The sequence below is a fragment of the Jeongeupia wiesaeckerbachi genome, from assembly GCF_050916355.1.
Taxonomy (GTDB): Bacteria; Pseudomonadota; Gammaproteobacteria; order Burkholderiales; family Chitinibacteraceae; genus Jeongeupia; species Jeongeupia wiesaeckerbachi.
The window spans coordinates 541,759-558,565 of sequence record NZ_CP136946.1 but is presented as its reverse complement, the minus strand read 5'-3'; the positions used below and the strand labels follow the sequence as shown (position 1 = coordinate 558,565).

At 64.5% G+C, this 16,807-nt stretch carries 14 protein-coding genes; 13 read left to right on the top strand and 1 reads right to left on the bottom strand.

The annotated features are described in order from the left end of the window. Positions 1–48: 48 nt before the first annotated feature. The 13 genes from mreC to R0382_RS02740 all read left to right on the top strand — a co-directional run bounded on the left by mreC (position 49) and on the right by R0382_RS02740 (position 15,712). Positions 49–936 carry a rod shape-determining protein MreC gene (gene mreC / locus R0382_RS02800; protein ID WP_432722116.1) on the top strand — a complete coding sequence of 296 codons (888 nt, stop codon included), beginning with the start codon at positions 49–51 and terminating at the stop codon, positions 934–936. Continuing rightward, positions 936–1,442: a rod shape-determining protein MreD gene (gene mreD, locus R0382_RS02795; protein ID WP_432722114.1), complete on the top strand. Its 507-nt coding sequence runs from the start codon at positions 936–938 to the stop codon at positions 1,440–1,442. The genes mreC and mreD overlap by 1 nt, the downstream gene beginning before the upstream one ends. A gap of 28 nt (positions 1,443–1,470) precedes the next feature. Next, complete coding sequence (mrdA, locus tag R0382_RS02790; RefSeq protein ID WP_432722112.1) at positions 1,471–3,396, top strand: penicillin-binding protein 2; 1,926 nt, start codon at positions 1,471–1,473, stop codon at positions 3,394–3,396. Next, on the top strand, positions 3,389–4,501 hold the full coding sequence (rodA, locus tag R0382_RS02785) for a rod shape-determining protein RodA (RefSeq protein WP_432722110.1): 1,113 nt from the start codon (positions 3,389–3,391) through the stop codon (positions 4,499–4,501). The genes mrdA and rodA overlap by 8 nt, the downstream gene beginning before the upstream one ends. After that, positions 4,501–5,439 carry a septal ring lytic transglycosylase RlpA family protein gene (locus R0382_RS02780; protein WP_432722108.1) on the top strand — a complete coding sequence of 313 codons (939 nt, stop codon included), beginning with the start codon at positions 4,501–4,503 and terminating at the stop codon, positions 5,437–5,439. Before rodA ends, R0382_RS02780 begins: the two co-directional genes overlap by 1 nt. Positions 5,440–5,803: 364 nt before the next feature. Next, a complete protein-coding gene (locus tag R0382_RS02775) occupies positions 5,804–8,887 on the top strand; it encodes an EAL domain-containing protein (RefSeq protein WP_432724121.1) in 3,084 nt (1,027 codons plus the stop codon). Then, positions 8,884–9,504: a glutathione S-transferase family protein gene (locus R0382_RS02770; RefSeq protein ID WP_432722106.1), complete on the top strand. Its 621-nt coding sequence runs from the start codon at positions 8,884–8,886 to the stop codon at positions 9,502–9,504. Before R0382_RS02775 ends, R0382_RS02770 begins: the two co-directional genes overlap by 4 nt. 84 nt (positions 9,505–9,588) lie before the next feature. Beyond that, positions 9,589–10,608, top strand: coding sequence for a tRNA dihydrouridine synthase DusB (gene dusB, locus R0382_RS02765; protein ID WP_432724119.1), 1,020 nt, complete (start codon positions 9,589–9,591; stop codon positions 10,606–10,608). After that, positions 10,605–10,850 (top strand): helix-turn-helix domain-containing protein, encoded by a 246-nt coding sequence (locus tag R0382_RS02760; protein WP_070530493.1) that lies wholly within the window; start codon positions 10,605–10,607, stop codon positions 10,848–10,850. Before dusB ends, R0382_RS02760 begins: the two co-directional genes overlap by 4 nt. Positions 10,851–10,880: 30 nt before the next feature. After that, positions 10,881–12,443, top strand: coding sequence for a bifunctional phosphoribosylaminoimidazolecarboxamide formyltransferase/IMP cyclohydrolase (purH, locus tag R0382_RS02755; protein ID WP_432722104.1), 1,563 nt, complete (start codon positions 10,881–10,883; stop codon positions 12,441–12,443). 12 nt (positions 12,444–12,455) lie between these two features. Continuing rightward, positions 12,456–13,016, top strand: coding sequence for a lipid IV(A) palmitoyltransferase PagP (locus tag R0382_RS02750; RefSeq protein ID WP_432722103.1), 561 nt, complete (start codon positions 12,456–12,458; stop codon positions 13,014–13,016). Positions 13,017–13,035: 19 nt separating this feature from the next. Continuing rightward, entirely contained in the window at positions 13,036–14,310 is a 1,275-nt protein-coding gene (gene purD, locus R0382_RS02745) for a phosphoribosylamine--glycine ligase (protein ID WP_432722101.1), read from the top strand. Positions 14,311–14,410: 100 nt separating this feature from the next. Continuing rightward, complete coding sequence (locus R0382_RS02740; RefSeq protein WP_432722100.1) at positions 14,411–15,712, top strand: hypothetical protein; 1,302 nt, start codon at positions 14,411–14,413, stop codon at positions 15,710–15,712. A gap of 52 nt (positions 15,713–15,764) precedes the next feature. Here the strand turns inward: R0382_RS02740 and R0382_RS02735 are convergent, their stop codons facing one another. Further along, positions 15,765–16,607 carry a polysaccharide deacetylase family protein gene (locus R0382_RS02735; RefSeq protein WP_432722098.1) on the bottom strand — a complete coding sequence of 281 codons (843 nt, stop codon included), beginning with the start codon at positions 16,605–16,607 and terminating at the stop codon, positions 15,765–15,767. Between the last annotated feature and the right edge of the window lie 200 nt (positions 16,608–16,807).

Sequence of the window (16,807 nt, the reverse complement as noted above, 5' to 3'; positions counted from 1 at the left end):
CAATGTGCCCGGCGTCCGGCTTTTCGTTGATTTCGCGCCTGACCGGTCATGCAAACCAGCCCTCCCGCTTTTTTCAAACAGGGTCCGAAGCCGCTTACGCGGCTACTGATCTTTTCGCTGCTGTCGATCGGACTGATTGTCGGCGATGCGCAGTACGGCATGCTCGGGCGTATCCGCGAGCAGGTTTCGGTGCTGCTGTATCCGCTGCAGTGGGCCGCGACCGCACCGTTTGCAACGCTGCGCAATACCGCCAATTTCCTGTCGCGCCAGACCGAGCTGATGGCCGAAAACCGCGAGCTCAACAACGCCCAGCTCGCGGCCCGCGCGCAGGCGATGCGGCTCAAGGCGCTCGAAGCCGAAAACGCGAGCCTGCGTGAACTGAGCGCGCGGCGCGACACGGTTGGCCAGTCGTCGCAACTCGCCGAGATCCTCTACAACGGCCGTGATCCGTTCACGTCGCGGCTGATCGTCGACCGCGGCGAGCAGCAGGGCGTCCGTGGCGGGCAGATCGCCATCGATGCTTCGGGTGTTGTTGGCCAGGTCGTTCGCGTCCAGCCGCTGACCGCCGAAGTCCGGCTGATTTCGGACCGCAACCAGATGGTGCCGGTCGTGGTCGAACGCAACCAGTTGCGCACCGTCGTCTACGGCATGGGTGCGAACCAGCCGCTCGAGGTGCGCAATATGGCGCCGAACGTCGACATCCAGCTCGGCGACGTGCTGGTGACGTCGGGGATCGACGGGCTGTATCCGGTCGGCCTGCCGGTGGCGAAGGTCATCAAGGTCGAGCGCGGCTCGTCGTTTGCGCGCGTCATCTGCGTCCCCGTCGCCGCCGTCGACCGGCATCGTTTCCTGTTGCTGCTCGATCACCGCAGCGATATGCCGCCGTATCCGCAGGCTGCATCGCAGCCGGCGGGCAAGCACAAGAAGGGTCACTGATGCCCATTTCCCATCAATTGCTGCGGCCGGTGAGCATCGGCTTCATCGTGCTCAGCTTCATCGTTGCGCTACTGGTCAATCTGTTGCCGTGGCAGGCGTCGATCGCCAATTTCGCGCCGGATTTCGTCGCGCTGTTCATCATCTACTGGACGCTGAATCAGCCACGCCGCGTCGGCGTCGCCACGGCCTTCGTCCTTGGCGTGCTGATGGATGTCGGCGACGGCAATGTGCTCGGCCAGCATGCGCTGGCGTATTCGGTGATCGCCTATTTCGTGCTGATCCGTCAGCGCCAGATGGCGGTATTCGCGTTCTGGCAGCAGGCCCTGATCGTGTTCGGGTTGCTGACGCTGGCGCAGGCGATCATGGTCGTCGTGCGCATGGTGCTGGGCGCGCCCTTCGTCGGCTTGACCTATTTTGCCGGCAGCATACTGGCAGCACTGCTGTGGCCGCCGTTGTCGAACCTGATGCTGATGCATCAGCGCAAATCGGTGCCGGACGAGCTATGAGTCGCCCATCGTCGCGCGCGGAGGCGTAATGGCGCGCAATGAACTGAAGAACTCGCTGGCCGAGCGCTATGCATTCCAGCTGCGCATCGTGACCGCGGTGCTGTTCGTGCTGGCGCTGTTCGGCTTGCTGCTTGCCCGCTTCGTCTGGCTGCAGGTCGCGCAGCACGACAAGTACCAGACGCTGGCCGAGGCCAACCGGATTTCGCTGGTGCCGGTGACGCCGGCGCGCGGCATCATCCGTGATCGCAACGGCGTGGTGCTGGCGCACAATTTCTCCGCCTATACGCTCGAAATCACGCCGTCCAAGCTCGCCGACAGCCTCGACGAGACCATCGCGCGCCTGTCGCAGATCGTCGACGTCACCGGCAAGGATCGTCGCCGTTTCAAGAAACTGATGGAAGAAACGCGTGATTTCGAATCGCTGCCGATCCGCACTCGCTTGTCGGATGAAGAAGTCGCGCGCTTTGCCGCCAACAGCTACCAGTTCCCTGGTGTTGAAATCAAGGCGCGGCTGTTCCGCCAGTATCCGTTCGAGGAAGTGGGCAGCCATCTGATCGGCTACATCGGCCGGATCAACGACAAGGATCTGGCTTCGCTCGACGAGGAAGGCGAGCTGGCCAATTACCGCGGCACCGACCACATCGGCAAGCTCGGCATCGAGGCCAGCTACGAGACGCAACTGCACGGCATCACCGGTTTCGAGGAGGTCGAAATCGACTCCGGCGGCCGGGCGATCCGCACCTTGCGCCGTACGCCGCCGCAACCGGGCAAGGATCTGACGCTGTCGGTCGACATCAAGCTGCAGGAGATGATCGAGAAACTGTTCGGCGAGCGGCGCGGCGCGCTGGTGGCGATCGATCCGCGCGATGGTGGCGTGCTGGCCTTTGTTTCCAAGCCGGGCTTCGACCCGAACCTGTTCGTCGATGGCATCGACCCGGACAGCTGGAAGGCGCTGAACGAATCGCCCGACAAGCCGCTGCTGAACCGGGGCCTGCGCGGCGAATATCCGCCGGGCTCGACGTTCAAGCCCTTCATGGCGATCGCCGCGCTGGAAGGCAATTTCCCGCTCACGAGGCAGACGATCGCCGACCCGGGCTATTTCATGTACGGCAATAACCGTTTCCGCGACTCGCACAAGGGCGGCTACGGTTCGATGAACTTCGACCGCTCGCTGCCGCTGTCGTCGGATACTTATTACTATCAGCTCGCGGTGCAGATGGGGATCGACTACATCGCCAAGTTCATGGCGACGCTCGATCTGGGCCAGCTGACCGGGATCGATTTGCCGGGCGAGCGCCCGGGCGTGCTGCCGAGCCCGGAGTGGAAAAAGAAACGCTTCAGGACGCCGGCGCAGCAGAAATGGTATTCGGGCGAAACCGTGTCGATCGGGATCGGCCAGGGCTACAACTCGTACACGCCGCTGCAGATGGCGCACGGGATCGCGACGATCGCCAACCGCGGCGTGATGTACCGGCCGCACGTCGTTGCGACCGTCATCGACAAGACCAACGGCAAGCAGACCCGGATCGAGCCGCAGCCAGAGCGCACCCTGACGTGGAAGCCCGAAAACATCGAGCGCGTCGTGCGCGGCATGGTCGGTGTGACCCAGTTCGGTACCGGTGCGCGGATTTTCGCCGGGGCACCCTATGTGGCCGCCGGCAAGACCGGGACCGCGCAGGTCTACAGCCTGCGTGGCGGCAAGTACAACGCCAAGTCGATCAATGAACGCTTGCGCGACCACTCGTGGTTCGTCGCGTTCGCGCCGGCCGACAAGCCGACGATTGCGCTGGCCGTCATCGTCGAGAACGGTGGCTTCGGTGCCGCTGCTGCTGCGCCGATTGCGCGCCAGGTGCTCGACTACTATCTGCTCGGCAAGCTGCCGGCGGCGCTGGCCGCCAACGCATCGGCCGTGGCCTCGGCGCCGGTGGCTGCGCAGGAGGACATCAGTGATTAAGACGATCTGGAACCGGATCAAGCAGCCGATCGACCCATGGCTGTTCCTGTTCACGCTGCTGATCTTCACCGTCTCGGCCATCGTGCTGTTTTCGGCGTCGAACCGCGACCTCGACAAGGTGGTGGACAAGGTCACCTTCATGGGGATCTCGCTCGGCGTGATGTGGTTCTTCGCCAATATCTCGCAGCAGACCTGGATGCGGCTGGCACTGCCGGCCTATGTCGTTGGCGTCACGCTGCTGATCGCGGTGGCACTGTTCGGCGTGACCAGCCACGGCGCGACGCGCTGGCTGAATATCGGTATCACCCGGATCCAGCCGTCCGAGCTGATGCGCATCGCGATGCCGCTGACGCTGGCGTGGTTCTTCCACCACTTCGAAACGACGCTGAACTGGAAGCATTTCGTGATCGCGGCCTTGCTGATGCTGGTGCCGGTCGGCCTGATCCTCAAGCAGCCCGACCTCGGCACCAGTCTGCTGATCGCGTCGAGCGGTTTCTACGTCCTGTTCCTTGCCGGTCTGAGCTGGCGATTCCTGGCGGTGATGGGCGTGGCCGGTGGCGCGCTGGCCTATACGGTGACGCACTGGGATCTGTGCATCAACATCCTCCAGGAATACCAGTGCCGGCGGATTGCGACGATGCTCGATCCGATGCAGGACCCGCTCGGTGCCGGCTACCACATCATTCAGGGCACGATCGCGATCGGTTCGGGCGGCCTGTTCGGCAAGGGCTGGCTCAACGGCACGCAAACCCATCTGGATTTCATCCCCGAGCGGACGACCGACTTCATTTTCGCCGTGTTCGGCGAGGAGTTCGGCCTGCTCGGCAACGGCGTGCTGCTGGTGCTGTATCTGCTGGTCATTGGCCGCGGCCTGACGATCGCCAGCCGCGCACCGACGCTGTTCGGACGTTTGCTGGCCGGTGCGATCGCGCTCAATTTCTTCACCTATGCCTTCGTCAATATGGGCATGGTGTCCGGCATCCTGCCGGTGGTCGGCGTGCCGCTGCCGCTGATTTCCTACGGTGGCACGTCGATGGTATCGATTCTCGCGACCTTCGGCCTCTTGATGAGCGTCGGGCGCGACCGCAAGCTGATGAAGGGGTAATGATGAAATTGCGCGGATTGCTCGCCGTGGCCGCACTGCTCGGTCTGGCCGCGTGCAGCACGGCACCGACCAAATCCGGTAGCGGGACGACGGCAGCGCCGCCGCCTGCCGGCACGCCATCGCAATACAGTTGCGACTACAAGGCCTTGGACAACGGCGGCGCGTTCTACAAGGACGATGGCCCGATGAGCGACATTCCGGCCAATATCGACCTGATTCCCGAGCCGGTACCGCGCTGGGAGCCGCTGCACAAGTGGGCAAACCGGCCTTATACGGTGCTCGGCCTGTCGTTCACGCCGCTGGCCGCGCCGGGCAATTCGGTCGAAACCGGCATGGGCTCGTGGTATGGCCGCAAGTTCCACGGCCAGAAAACGTCGATCGGTGAAAGCTACAATATGTTCGCGATGACCGCGGCCAGCCCGGTGTTGCCGCTGCCGAGCTATGCGCGCGTCACCAACGTCAAGAACGGTCGCAGCGTCATCGTTCGCGTCAACGATCGCGGCCCGTTCCACAAGGGCAGGGTGATGGATCTGTCCTTCCTTGCCGCCTGCCGCCTGGGTTATGCAACGCAGGGTAGCGCCGAGCTCAAGGTCGAAAGCCTGCTGCCGCCGGATGCCCCGACCTCGGTGCTGGCGCAGGCCAAGCAACCGGTCGATGCACCGCTCCCTTTCGACGGCGACCCAAAACCGGTACCGGTCGCTAATACTGCCGCCGGTGTGTATCTGCAGCTGGCTGCGTTCGGCAGTCTCGCCAATGCAGAGTCGTTCCGCGATCGTTATGCGGCCACGCTCGACGGCGACAGCGCCAAGCTGGTGATCCAGTCGAGCGGCGCAATCCATCGCGTTCGCATCGGCCCCTATCCGGACCGGCAGGCGGCACTGGCGGCTGCCGAAACGCTGACGGGCCAGCACAATCTTCAAGCGGTGATCGCGCGCTAGCGCGACGGTCATATCAGAGGCGGAATCTTCCGCCCTTTTTTATGGCGACGACGATTGCTGCCTGCGCCGGCATTCCTTGGCCTGTCGTTGCTGGATTGCCGTGGAGCCTGATCTTGCTGTGGCGCCGATGCGGTCGCGGATGGTTTTCACGAACGGCCGGTTCCATCTGCTTGAATGAAAATTATTTTCAGTTGTGCCCATGGTCTGACTGAAACGCCGTCCAGCCCGCCAGCAATGGCCTGCCTTGCTTCAGCGACTGCGTCCCACAGGGAACAGCCCCGGGTTCCGGCTTGCCAAGCGGTGTCCTTTGCCTCAAGAATGGGGCTTCGTAGATTTTCACACTCAGGACGCTGCCTTGACCCGCGTGCCGGTCACCTTGCAGGACGCCGATAGCGGCCGTTCTTTCGGCCTGATCCGCCGGATGCTGATCGCACTGTCGATCAGTGTCGTGCTGTTTGCACTGGCGGCGGTGACCTGGTCGATCTGGCGCAGCTACCAGGAAACGCTCGACAACGCCGAGCAGCAGATGCTGACGCTGGCGCGGACCATGGACGAGCACGTCGGTCGGACGATGGACGCCAGCCTCAACACGATGTTCGCGATCCAGCAGGACGGCCTGTTCCAGACCTGCGTCGACGCCAACGACACGGCCTGCATCCACGCCTACCTGCAGCGCCAGCTCGGGCACGCACCGCAGATGGCGACCTTCGCCGTTGCGCGGGCCGACGGCACGCTGATCGCGTCGACCCAGCAATACCCGGCGCCGGCGCACAACCTCAGCAACTTCCAGTATTTCAAGGCCGCGCGCTCGCAAACCGCATCGCCGTTCTACATCGCCGAACAGCAGGCCGATCCGACCGGCGACCGCTCGGTGATTCCGTTCGTCATGCCGATGAACAACCGGCGTGGCGAGTTTGTCGGCGTGCTGTTCGCCGGTATCGATCCGGGCTATTTCCGCCAGTTCTATCGCAGCATCGCCTCGCATAACGGCTTGTCGATCGAAATGTTCCGCGACGACGGCATCTCGCTGACGCACTACCCGGACAGTGCCTTCGACGTCGGCCATGATCTGTCGCACCGGGCGTTTTTCGACTCCGACTTCAGCGGTGCACCGAGCGGCAGCTTCACCGAGCACAGCGCCCGCGATGGCGTGACCCGGATCTATGGCTGGCGCCATGTCGGCGGCTGGCCGCTTGGCGTGATGGTCGGCGTCGACCGGCAGGAAGTCCTCGCTTCGTGGCGTCACGACAGTTTCGTCAACGGCGGCGTGACCGCCAGTGTGCTGGCGCTGGCGACGCTGCTCGTCGTCTACGTGCTGCGGCAGTTGCGCCGGCTGGAAAGCACCGAGGATGCGCTGTACCTGACCCGGGTGGCGGTCGAGCGTGGTGCCGACATGGCGATCTGGCTCGACCCGAGCGGCATCATCCGCTACGTCAACGCCACCGCCTGCCATCGGCTCGGCTACGGCGAACGTGAACTGTTGGGCATGCGCTTCAAGGACATCAATCCCACCTTCAATTCGGAGGCGTGGGGGCCGTTCTGGGAGCGGCTGCGCGAACAGAAGCATTTATTCGAAGAGTTCGCGCTGAAAACGCGCAACGGCGATGCCTTCCCGATCGAGTCGTACTCGAACTACATCGTCTTCAAGGGGCAGGAATTCAATTGCGCCGTCGTGCGCGACATTTCCGAGCGCCGGATGGCCGAAGAGGCGATCGTCAAGAGCGAGCAGCAGCTGCGGCTGGCGCTTGATGCATCGAACACCGGCCTGTTCGACATGCCGCTCGACAGCCGTCGGGGCGCGATCACCAGCCCCGAATACGACAGGCTGCTCGGCTTCGTACCGGGTGAACTGGTCGAGACCTTCGAGAAGTGGAAAGAGCAGATGTACCCGGGCGATCGCGAAGTTGCACTGAACGCCTTCCGCGATTGTTACGCCGGGACCGCGCCGCAGTTCGTCATCGAATACCGGCGCAAGGTCCGCACCGGCGAGTACCGCTGGTTCCTGTCGCGGGGCAAATTCGTCGAGTTCGACGCACGCAGCAATCCGACCCGGCTGATCGGTACCGTCACCGACATCACCGAGCGCAAGGTCGCGCAGGACCGGATCATCGAACTGGCGAACTTCGATACCGTTACCGGTCTGGCCAACCGCAACCTGCTGCGCGACGAGCTGCGTCTGGCCGTCGCCGGCGCCGAGCGCCACGGCCGGCAGCTGGCCTTGCTCTTCCTCGACCTCGACCGTTTCAAGACGATCAACGACTCGCTCGGCCATACCGCAGGCGACCAGATGCTGCGGCAGGTGGCCGACCGGCTCAAGCTGGTTGCCGGCAAGGGCGACATCCTGGCACGGCTGGGCGGCGACGAGTTCGTCATCGTGCTGACCGAAATCGACAATGCGATGCACCCGGGCCTCGTGGCCGAGCAGATCCTCGCCTCGTTCGCCGAGCCCTTCGTGCTCGAGGCCGGCGGCTTCGCGACGACGACATCGATCGGCATCAGCGTCTACCCGGACGACGGCGCCGATTCGGACACGCTGATCCGCAGCGCCGACGTGGCGATGTACCAGGCCAAGAGCGCCGGCCGCAACAACTATCAGTACTTCACCGCCGACATGAACGCCCGTGTCTCCGAGCGGCTGGTGCTGGAAACCAGCATGAGTCAGGCGCTGGCCGAGAACGAGTTCGAGCTGTATTTCCAGCCGCAGGTCAGCCTGCGCGACGGCGGCATCACCGGCGCCGAGGCGCTGATCCGCTGGCGGCACCCGGAGCACGGGCTGATCTCGCCCGCCAAGTTCATCCCGATCGCCGAAGAAAGCCGGATGATCGTGCCGATCGGCAACTGGGTCATTCGTGAGGCATGCCGCCGCGCCGCGACGTGGATACGCGAGAGCGGTACGCCGATGACGATCGCGGTCAACCTGTCGCCGTTGCAACTGCACCAGTCCAATCTGCTCGAGATCGTCGCCGATGCGCTCGCCGACGCCGAACTGCCGCCGCAATGCCTCGAGCTCGAAGTGACCGAGTCGGTGGTGATGCAGGAAGTCGAACACGTGATGACGATGCTGTCGGGCATCAAGCGCCTCGGCGTCAAGCTGTCGGTCGACGACTTTGGGACCGGGTATTCGAGCCTGTCTTACCTGAAGCGCTTCGCCTTCGACAAGCTCAAGGTCGACCAGAGTTTCGTGCGCGATCTGACGACCGACCAGAACGATGCGGCGATTGTGCTGGCCATCATCGGTCTCGGCAAGACATTGGGCATGACGGTGCTCGCCGAGGGCGTCGAAACGCCCGAGCAGCTCGACTTCCTGCGTCGCGCCGGCACCGACGCCATCCAGGGTTATCTGTTCAGCAAACCATTGCCGGTCGACGAATTCGAAGCGCTGCTGCAGGCCTCGCCGCGGCTGGCGCTGTCGCGTTCGAACGGCGACGCCTTGAGGATCCAACCATGAAGCTCGTGATCGGCAACAAGAACTATTCGTCGTGGTCGCTGCGGCCCTGGCTGGCGATGAAGGTCGCCGACCTGCCGTTCGACGAGGTGCAGCTCGACCTGTTTGCCGATGGCGCCCGCGCCGAGCGGCTGCGCTATGGCCCGAGTGGCAAGGTGCCGGTGCTGATCGATGGCGAGCTCGCGGTGTGGGACTCGCTGGCGATTGCCGAATACCTCGCCGAAACCGCGCCGGCGCTGTGGCCGGCCGATCGTGCAGCCCGCGCCGTTGCGCGTGCCGTGTGTGCCGAGATGCACGCGGGTTTCACCGCGCTGCGCACGCAATGCCCGATGGACGTCCATTTGCGCACGCGCATCGAAATCGATGCGGCACTGGGCGCCGACCTTGAGCGACTGACGGCCTTGTGGGCCGATTGCCGTGTGCAATTCGGTGCCGGTGGCGTTTTCCTCTTCGGCGCATTCAGCCACGCCGATGCCTTTTTTGCGCCGGTGGCGACGCGGATCCGCAGCTACGGCCTGCCGGTGCCGCAGTCCGCCCAGGACTACGTCGATACGCTACTGGCACTACCGGCTTTTCTGGCCTGGGAGACCGAAGCCGGGCGCGAAGCACGTCATCGCTGAACGGTTTGACGGCCGGCGAATGGCGCTTGCCTAAAAATTAGGCAGGACGTAGAATCCCGGCCTTCCTCGTTGACCCGCCCGCGCATGCACATCGGCCCGTATACCCTTGCGAACAATCTGATCGTTGCGCCGATGGCTGGCGTGACCGATCGGCCGTTCCGCATGCTGTGCAAGCGTTTCGGCGCCGGTCACGCGGTGTCGGAGATGATCACGGCCGACCAGAGTCTGCGGCTGACGAAAAAAACGCTGAAGCGCGCCGATTTCGACGGCGAGCTGGCGCCGATCTCGGTGCAGATTGCCGGGTCCGATCCCGAGCAGCTGGCGCAGGCGGCGCGCTACCAGGTTGAAAACGGCGCGCAGATCGTCGACCTCAATATGGGCTGCCCGGCCAAGAAGGTATGCAACAAGCTCGCCGGCTCGGCGCTGCTCAAGGATGAAGACCTTGTCGGCCGGATTCTCGACGCGGTGGTCGCCGCCGTCGACGTGCCGGTGACGCTGAAGACCCGACTGGGATTCTGCAATGGCGAGGAAAACATCCTGCGCGTCGCCCGACGTGCCGAAGACGCCGGCGTTGCCGCGCTGGCGATCCACGGCCGTACGCGCGAGGACATGTACAACGGCGCGGCGCGTTATGCGCTGATCCGCGAGGTGAAGCAGCAGCTGCGCATCCCGGTGATCGCCAACGGCGACATCGACAGCCCGCACAAGGCGGCCGAGGTGCTTGCGGCCACCGGCGCCGACGCCATCATGATCGGTCGCGCTGCGCAGGGCCGGCCGTGGCTGTTCCGCGAGATCGGCCACTATCTGGCGACCGGCGAATTGCTGCCGGCGCCGCGCGTGATCGAGATTCGCGACGTGCTGCTCGAGCATCTCGACGCCTTGTACGCTTTTTATGGCGAGTACTCGGGCTGCCGGATCGCCCGCAAGCACATCGCCTGGTACACCAAGGGCCTTGCCGGCGGCAACGCGTTCCGCCAAAGCATGTACCGAATGGAAACAACGCACGAACAAAAAAACGCGACCCAGGCGTTCTTCGACGGCCTTTTGGCCGGCGGCGAACGCCTCGTCTATGTCGCGACCGAACAAGAACAGGGGGAAGTATGAACCGGGAAGATCCAAGCGATCCGATCGCCGCGGTGATCCATGCGTCGCTGACGCAGTATTTCGACGATCTGGACGGCGAAGCGCCGTGCGCCGTGTACGACATGGTGCTGGCACGCGTCGAGAAACCGCTGCTGCTGCTCGTGCTCGAGCGCGTCGGCGGCAACCAGACCCGGGCGGCCGAAGTGCTCGGCATCAACCGGAATACCCTCAGAAAGAAGCTGCAGACCTACGATCTGCTGTAACCGATTTGGAATGACCTTCAGGAGAGCAGTATGAGCAAAATTCAGCGCGCGCTGATCAGCGTGTCCGACAAGTCCGGCGTTCTCGACTTTGCCAAGGCGCTGGCCGCACAAGGCGTCGAAATCCTTTCGACCGGCGGTACCGCCAAGCTGTTCGCCGACAACGGCGTGCCGGTGATCGAAGTCGCCGACTACACCGGCTTTCCGGAAATGCTCGACGGCCGCGTGAAGACGCTGCATCCGAAGATCCACGGCGGCATCCTCGGTCGTCGCGACCTCGAGTCGCACGTCGCCAAGATGGCCGAACACGAGATCGGCAATATCGATCTCGTCTGCGTCAACCTGTACCCGTTCGAAGCGACGATCGCCAAGCCCGATTGCAGCTTTGACGATGCGATCGAGAACATCGACATCGGCGGCCCGGCCATGGTGCGCTCGGCGGCAAAGAACCACGCTCACGTCGCCATCGTCACCGATGCCGAAGACTACACGGCGCTGATCGCCGAAATGCAGGCCAACGGTGGCGCGCTGACGCTGACGACCCGTCGCAAGCTGGCGAAGAAGGCATTCAGCCACACCGCGGCCTACGACGGCGCCATCTCGAACTACCTGACCGCGCTGAATGACGACGGCGAGAAGGCCGCTTATCCGACCCGGCTGAACCTGCAGTTCGTCAAGGTGCAGGACATGCGCTACGGCGAGAACCCGCACCAGAGCGCGGCGTTCTTCCGTGATCTGCATCCGGCCGCCGGCACGCTGGCGAGCTACAAGCAGTACCAGGGCAAGGAACTCAGCTACAACAACATCGCCGACGCCGATGCGGCGTGGGAAGCGGTCAAGCAGTTCGAAGAGCCGGCCTGCGTCATCGTCAAGCACGCCAACCCGTGCGGCGTCGCCGTTGCCACCGATCCGTACGCTGCGTATCGCCTCGCGTTCGCGACCGACACCACCAGCGCCTTCGGCGGCATCATCGCCTTCAACAAGCCGATCGACGTCGACACCGTTGAAGCCGTCTCGAAGCAGTTCATGGAAGTGCTGATTGCCCCGGCATACACGCCGGCCGCGCTCGAACTGCTGGCCAAGAAAGTGAATGTGCGCGTGCTTGAAGTCGCGATCGAATCGGGCGAAAACAAGTTCGACCTCAAGCGCGTCGGCGGCGGTCTGCTGGTGCAGACGCCCGATACCCATGCGCTCAAGCTGGCCGACCTCAAGGTCGTGACCAAGAAGCAGCCGACGCCGGAACAGCTGAAGGACCTGCTGTTCGCGTGGAATGTCGCCAAGTTCGTCAAATCCAACGCCATCGTCTTCTGCGGCAAGGGTCAGACGCTCGGTATCGGCGCCGGCCAGATGAGCCGCGTCGATTCGACCAAGATCGCCGCGATCAAGGCACGCAACGCCGGCCTCGAGCTGCGTGGTTCGGTCGCCGCGTCGGATGCGTTCTTCCCGTTCCGTGACGGCGTCGACGTGATCGCCGAAAACGGCGTCGCCGCCATCATCCAGCCGGGTGGTTCGGTGCGTGACGACGAAGTGATCGCTGCGGCCGACGAACATGGCATCGCCATGGTCGTCACCGGCGTACGCCATTTCCGTCACTGAGCCGGAGGCGCGATGAAACGCTGGTTGGCAACCGCCGCCACGACGCTTGCGCTGGCTTCGCCGGCGCAGGCCGATTGCGGCAATATGGGCGAATGGCTCGGCAGTGCGTGCAGTCACGTCAACAAGATCGCCGACGAGGGTAGCTGGGACTTGTACCTGACCGGCTACACCTGGCACGACCCGCATACCTGGACCGACGAGAAGCTCGAAGAGCTGAACGCCAAGGCCTGGGGCGGCGGTCTGGGCAAGCGTCTGGTCGACGAGAACGGCAACCAGGACCTGCTGTACGGCATGGTGTTCTCGGACTCGCACGAAGACCCGCAACTGATGCTCGGCTATGCCAAGGTCTGGTACTGGCCGTCCACCAGCATCGTATCGGTGGGGGCCGGCTACACGGTCGGGCTGACGTCGCGTGCGGACATCCTCAACCGGATTCCGTTTCCGTACATCCTGCCGGTGCTGTCGCTGCGCGTGTGGCGGGCCTCGCTGATGGGGACGTTCATTCCGTCGCTGAACAGCGGTCTCAACAGTGGCAACGTCGGCTTCGTGTTCGGCCGCTACGAATTCAAATAAGCGGGTTTGGAGTTACACAATGAATATTCTCGTCATCGGCAACGGCGGTCGCGAACATGCGCTGGCGTGGAAAATCGCCCAGTCGCCACGCGTCGGCAAAGTCTTTGTCGCGCCGGGCAATGCCGGTACCGCGCTCGAGCCGAACCTGACCAACGTACCGATCACCGATATTCCGGTGCTGATCGAGTTCGCCAAGCGCGAAAACGTCGCGTTCACGCTGGTCGGCCCGGAAGCGCCGCTGTCGAAAGGCATCGTCGATGTCTTCCGTGCCGAAGGGCTGAAGATCTTCGGACCGACCAAGGCCGGTGCGCAGCTTGAGTGGTCGAAGGACTTTGCCAAGGCCTTCATGAAGCGCCACGGCATTCCGACCGCCGACTATGAAACCTTCAGCGACGCCGCTCAGGCGCATGCCTATATCGACGCGAAAGGCGCACCGATCGTCATCAAGGCCGACGGCCTGGCCGCCGGCAAGGGCGTTGTCGTCGCGATGACGCTGGACGAGGCGCACGCGGCGATCGACATGATGCTCGAGGGCAACAAGTTCGGCGACGCCGGCGCCCGCGTGGTGATCGAAGAGTTCCTGAGTGGCGAAGAGGCGAGCTTCATCGTCATGGTCGACGGCAAGAACGTGTTGCCGATGGCCAGCTCGCAAGATCACAAGCGCCTCTTGGACAACGACGAAGGCCCGAATACCGGCGGCATGGGCGCGTACAGCCCGGCGCCGGTGGTCACGCCGGACATCCATGCCAAGGCAATGCGCGAGGTGATCCTGCCGACGGTGGCCGGCATGGCCAAGGATGGTGTCGTCTACACCGGTTTCCTCTACGCCGGGCTGATGGTCGGCGAAGACGGCTCGGTCAAGGTGGTCGAATTCAACTGCCGCTTCGGCGATCCGGAAACCCAGCCGATCATGCTGCGGCTGAAGAGCGACCTCGTGACGCTGATCGAGCACGGCATCGACGGCACGCTCGACCAGATCGAAGCCGAGTGGGACCGTCGCGTGGCGCTCGGCATCGTCATGGCCGCGGCCAACTACCCGGAAACCCCGCGTACCGGTGATGTGATCACCGGCCTGCCGGGGCAGCTCGACGACGGCCATGTGTTCCACGCCGGCGCCAAGCTCGACGACGCGGGCCGCCCGGTCACCAGCGGTGGCCGCGTGCTGTGCGTGACCGCGTTCGGCGAGGGCTTCAAGCAGGCGCAGAAGCGCGCCTACGAGATCCTCGACGGCGTGCAGTTCGACGGCATGCAGTTCCGCCGCGATATCGGCTGGCGCGCAATCACGCGCAAGTAAGCGTCTTTGCATCATGAAAGGCCGCCCGAGGGCGGCCTTTCTGTTGGCCTGTGCATATGCTGAAGGCATTGCCCTGGCGACAAGGCCCCGGAGGAAGGCGATGGTTTCTGCTCATGGCTTGCGCTGCCTGCTGATCCTGCTGCTGATCGCAGCGCTGAGTGGCTGCGGCCTTGCCCGGCGACTCGCCCGGCTCGAGGCCAACAGCAACGAGATCGCCCGCAACGGCGTCGTCAGCGGCGTGGTGCAGCTCGGCGGCCTGACCATCGATCAGGTCGAGATCGCCTTGTTGCGGCTTGATCCGGATGGCCCGCATGTCGTGTCGTTGAGCCGCCTCGGCGAAGGCGGCTATTTCGCCTTTCTGGTGCCGCAGCAGGGGCGTTACCTGCTGGCGGCGTATCACGATCGCAACGGCAATGGCCGCGCCGACGACGGCGAAGCGGCGGCGCTGGTCGGCCTGCCGGCGGGGCTGCAGCTCGGTCCCGGGACCGAGTCGGCGCAACAGCGCTTTGCATTGAACGCCGGCATGCCGGCGCTGCCCGCGGGCATTCGTACCGCGTTGCAGAACGCCGCCGTACCGGCCGAGGCGCGCAGGCTGCAGCTGTTTGCCGGCCGCGGCGCATCGCTCGACGATGCGCGCTTTGGCCGCACCTTCGGCGCCAAGGGGCTGTGGGCGCCGCTCGATTTCGTTTCCGAAATGGGCATGGGCGTCTATTTTCTCGAACCGTATCGTGGCGACCGGACGCCGGTGCTCTTCGTCCACGGCGTCGGTGGCTATCCGCAGCAATGGACGAGGCTGATCGCCAGTCTCGACCATGATCGCTTCCAGCCCTGGGTCTACCAGTACCCGAGCGGCATGCGGCTGTTCCACAGCGGCGACACGCTCGCCGACCTGTTGCAGAGCCTGCAGAAGCAGTACGGATTCAGCCGGATGATTGTCGTTGCCCACAGCGTCGGCGGCCTGGTGTCGCGGCGGGCGATCCAGCGCATGGCCAGATCGGACGCAAAGCAGCCGGTGATGCTCTTGGTCACGCTATCGACGCCTTGGGGCGGCGATGCGCTGGCGCAACTCGGCGCCAGCCGTTCGCCGGTGGCGATTCCGTCGTGGCAGGACATCGCACCCGACAGCGATTTCCTGCGCGATTTGTGGGCGCATCGCTTGCCGGGCTCGCTGCAGCATCAGCTGTTTTTCGGCTACCGGGGCAGCAGCCTGCTGGTGCAGGGCAACAGCGACGGCACGATCGCGCTGACCAGTCAGCTGGCGATGCCGGCCCAGCAACAGGCAGCACGGGTGCAGGGTTTCGACGAAACCCACGATTCGATCCTGAGCAGCAAGGTCGTGATCGATGCGGTCGATGCCGCGCTGGAGCAGGCGGTGGCGGCCGATCGGCTCGCCGGGCGCTAACCGGTTCGGGGCGCGGGGACACGCCTTGTTCGCTTGACCCGGACCGGAACGACTAAGGCGTCGGCCACTCGGTTCTGGCGTAGCTGTCGCGCTCGCCGCGCAGCCGCGCCGCGTGCTCGAGCGCGCGTCCGTTGGTGTAGAACGGCGGGTCGGCGAGCGGCAGGCCGACCGCCGCCGCTTCCTCGACGAGGATCTGCAGGTATTCGCTCATGTGCGATGCGGTGTACGGATTGGTGTCGTGGAAGCCGACGACGACCGGCGTGACGCCGTCGACCACCGGCATCCGGCCGGCGGCGATGGCATCACGCACGCGTTCGAGTTCGTTCGTGATGTTGCTGCGCCGGCGCAGGCTGGCATACCAGCCGTAGATCTTGCCGTCGAAGGCGCGTACGTCGGCCAGCAGCATTTCCATCCCCAGCGAACGGTAGACCGCCGCCGTACGATCGTCGAACAGCCAGTCCGGCGGGCGGATCAGCGACGAAACGTTGTCGCACAGCGCCAGCAGATGCGCGCGGCCGGTCTGCAGCGAACGCGCCAGCTCGGGCGAAGGCAGCTCGGTGTGCGGAATATGCCCCTCCACCGTGCCGGCGTGCACGCCGACGCGGTGGCCGGCCCAGCACTCGGCGCGGATCAGCGCCTCGCCTTCGGTGCTGCCGCCGTGTGATTCGTGTTCGGTCTGAACGAAGAAGATTGCCTTGATGCCGGGCGTGACCGGATTGTCGGCCAGCTGGGCAAGAATGCGGGCGGTCGGTTGTGACGACCACAGACTTGGGCCGTCGTCGAAGGTCAGCAGAAAGCGTACCGGCGCTGCATAGGCGCTCGGGATTGCGAGCGCGAGGACGAAGAGTCCGACGAGTCGGCGGAATGCCGTGGTCGGCAATATGAAGCGGGACATCGCGAGCACGGTGAGAAAAGCGGCGAGTATATCGGCCACTGCCCGGTGGCGACGTGGCAATGATTTACGTTCGCCAGCTCCGCGCCTGCTCAAGGCCCATTTGCGGTCACGTGGCGGGGGCCCGCAGCTGCGCCACGGGTACGGGTTCGCCCGCAGTTCGCCCCGCCGCCGCCCAACCCGAAGGGCAGGGCTACGGCGGT

Coding starts and splice junctions, on each gene's coding strand:
- mrdA (WP_432722112.1), top strand. CDS start 1,471: ATGGCGCGCAATGAACTGAAGAACTCGCTGGCCGAGCGCTATGCATTC.
- mreC (WP_432722116.1), top strand. CDS start 49: ATGCAAACCAGCCCTCCCGCTTTTTTCAAACAGGGTCCGAAGCCGCTT.
- dusB (WP_432724119.1), top strand. CDS start 9,589: ATGCACATCGGCCCGTATACCCTTGCGAACAATCTGATCGTTGCGCCG.
- R0382_RS02740 (WP_432722100.1), top strand. CDS start 14,411: ATGGTTTCTGCTCATGGCTTGCGCTGCCTGCTGATCCTGCTGCTGATC.
- R0382_RS02735 (WP_432722098.1), bottom strand. CDS start 16,607: ATGTCCCGCTTCATATTGCCGACCACGGCATTCCGCCGACTCGTCGGA.
- R0382_RS02760 (WP_070530493.1), top strand. CDS start 10,605: ATGAACCGGGAAGATCCAAGCGATCCGATCGCCGCGGTGATCCATGCG.
- R0382_RS02750 (WP_432722103.1), top strand. CDS start 12,456: ATGAAACGCTGGTTGGCAACCGCCGCCACGACGCTTGCGCTGGCTTCG.
- R0382_RS02780 (WP_432722108.1), top strand. CDS start 4,501: ATGATGAAATTGCGCGGATTGCTCGCCGTGGCCGCACTGCTCGGTCTG.
- purD (WP_432722101.1), top strand. CDS start 13,036: ATGAATATTCTCGTCATCGGCAACGGCGGTCGCGAACATGCGCTGGCG.
- R0382_RS02770 (WP_432722106.1), top strand. CDS start 8,884: ATGAAGCTCGTGATCGGCAACAAGAACTATTCGTCGTGGTCGCTGCGG.
- mreD (WP_432722114.1), top strand. CDS start 936: ATGCCCATTTCCCATCAATTGCTGCGGCCGGTGAGCATCGGCTTCATC.
- purH (WP_432722104.1), top strand. CDS start 10,881: ATGAGCAAAATTCAGCGCGCGCTGATCAGCGTGTCCGACAAGTCCGGC.